Below are 1,997 nucleotides of genomic sequence, written 5' to 3'. Positions count from 1 at the left end.
ATCCTGGAGAAGTCGCTCGGCGCGGTCGCCAAGGGCGGTCAGACGCCCCTCAACGGCGTCTTCGGCTACGCCGAAAAAGTCACTGGCAGCGGCCTGGTGTTCATGGACACGCCCGGCTACGACCCGGTTTCGGCGACCGGCCAGGTGGCGGGCGGCGCCAACGTCATCGTCTTCACCACCGGCCGCGGCTCATGCTTCGGCTGCCGCCCGACGCCGTCGATCAAGGTCGCCACCAACTCGACCATGTACCACCAGATGGAAGAGGACATGGACGTCAATTGCGGCGTCATCGCCTCGGGCGAAAAGACCATCGCCGGTATGGGTCGCGAGATCTTCGAACTGATCGTCGAGACGGCTTCCGGCCGCAAGACCAAGAGCGAGGACTTCGGCTACGGCGACAACGAGTTCGTGCCCTGGCATCTGGGCGCAACACTTTAGATTTTACTGATATAAAGTAGACTGCGCGCCGGTCAGCGGCGGGCAACGGGGAGGTTGTGCATGGAAAGACGCCGCATCGGCCAGACAGCGCTGGAAGTCACCGAGGTCAGCTTCGGCGGCGCTGCACTTGGCGGCCTTTACCGCGCCTGTTCGCGCGAAGCGGCGATGGAGACGCTGCAGGGCGCCTGGGATGCCGGCCTGCGCTATTTCGACACCGCACCCTTCTACGGTTTCGGGCTGTCGGAGCGCCGCTTCGGCGACTTCCTGCGCTACAAGCCGCGCGATTCCTATGTGCTGTCGACCAAGGTCGGCCGGCTGTTCCGCCCGGTGCCGGACGATCAGGTTCCCGATCACTCCTATGTCGATCCGCTGCCCTTCGCGCTCGACTACGACTATTCCTATGACGGCATCATGCGGTCGGTCGAGTTCAGCTATGCGCGGCTTGGCCTAAACAGGATAGACATCCTGTTTGTCCACGACATCGGCGCCTACACCCATGGTGTCGAGAAGACCAAGCTGCACTTTCGCGACCTGATGGACGGCGGCCTCAAGGCACTTGAAGAGCTGAAACGGTCCGGCGTCATTTCCGCCTATGGGCTTGGCGTCAACGAAGTGCAGATCTGTCTGGACGTGATGCGCGAGGCGCCGCTCGACTGCATCCTGCTCGCCAGCCGCTATTCCTTGCTCGACCGCAGCGCCGAAGCGGAGTTGCTGCCCCTGTGCCGGGCGCGGCAGACCTCCTTGGTCATTGGCGGCGTGTTCAACTCCGGTATCCTGGCGACCGGGCCGGTGCAAGGCGCGCATTTCGACTACCGCCCTGCCAGCCATGACGTGCTCGACCGCGTCGGCGCAATGGAAAGGATCGCCGCCGAGGGAGGCTATCCGCTCGCCGCCGCAGCGTTCCAATTCCCCTTGCATGAACCTGCCGTCGCCACCGTGCTGACCGGCACCGCCAAGCTGGCGAACCTGACGCGCAACCTCCAACTGCTCGACATCGACGTGCCGGAGACGGAATACGCCAGATATCGTCCCTACACACTGGTGCAGGAGTTGGCGTGAAATTTCATATTCTTGCAGTCACCCGAAGGAATGTATATTCCATATTGACGAAATGATGGAATTAATATTCCATACGTTCCCGGAACGGAACGGAAGTGTGACGGCGCCAATGGGGAGCAGCGCGGTGGATTTGCTTCTGCCAGACCTCGCAAGGACTGATCAAACACCGCTTGCATCGATCTGTTCGATGCATTATCAAAACATGGCAATTGTTTTTTATTGATAAAGTTCTGTTTGGGCCGCGCCTATCCGAACGGAGCTCCGTATCGTTCACCGGGCGACTTAGGGAGGAAACCTCATGAAATTCGTGACCAGCATTCTCAACCGCCGCGCCGTCATGGCGCTGGCAGCAGCTTCGATGCTCGCCGGCGTCATGCATTCGGCGCCGGTTTCGGCGGCGGACGTCACCATTCCGATCATCGTCAAGGACACCACGTCCTTCTACTGGCAGATCGTTCTGGCCGGCGCCCGCAAGGCCGGCAAGGATCTCGGCGTCAACG

Annotated in this window: 1 protein-coding gene and 2 pseudogenes; all 3 read left to right on the top strand. The window is 61.3% G+C overall.

Annotation, left to right across the window (positions count from 1 at the left end):
* A pseudogene (locus EN750_RS31795) lies at positions 1–438 on the top strand (UxaA family hydrolase); the annotation flags it as partial.
* 60 nt (positions 439–498) lie between these two features.
* Entirely contained in the window at positions 499–1,497 is a 999-nt protein-coding gene (locus EN750_RS31790) for an aldo/keto reductase (protein ID WP_127399065.1), read from the top strand.
* 298 nt (positions 1,498–1,795) lie between these two features.
* A pseudogene (locus EN750_RS31785) lies at positions 1,796–1,997 on the top strand (ABC transporter substrate-binding protein); the annotation flags it as partial.

It is taken from the genome of Mesorhizobium sp. M7A.F.Ca.ET.027.03.2.1 (genome assembly GCF_003999175.1).
Lineage (GTDB): Bacteria > Pseudomonadota > Alphaproteobacteria > Rhizobiales > Rhizobiaceae > Mesorhizobium.
Note: the sequence above shows the minus strand (reverse complement) of the source record. Positions and strands in the feature narration are given on the sequence as shown.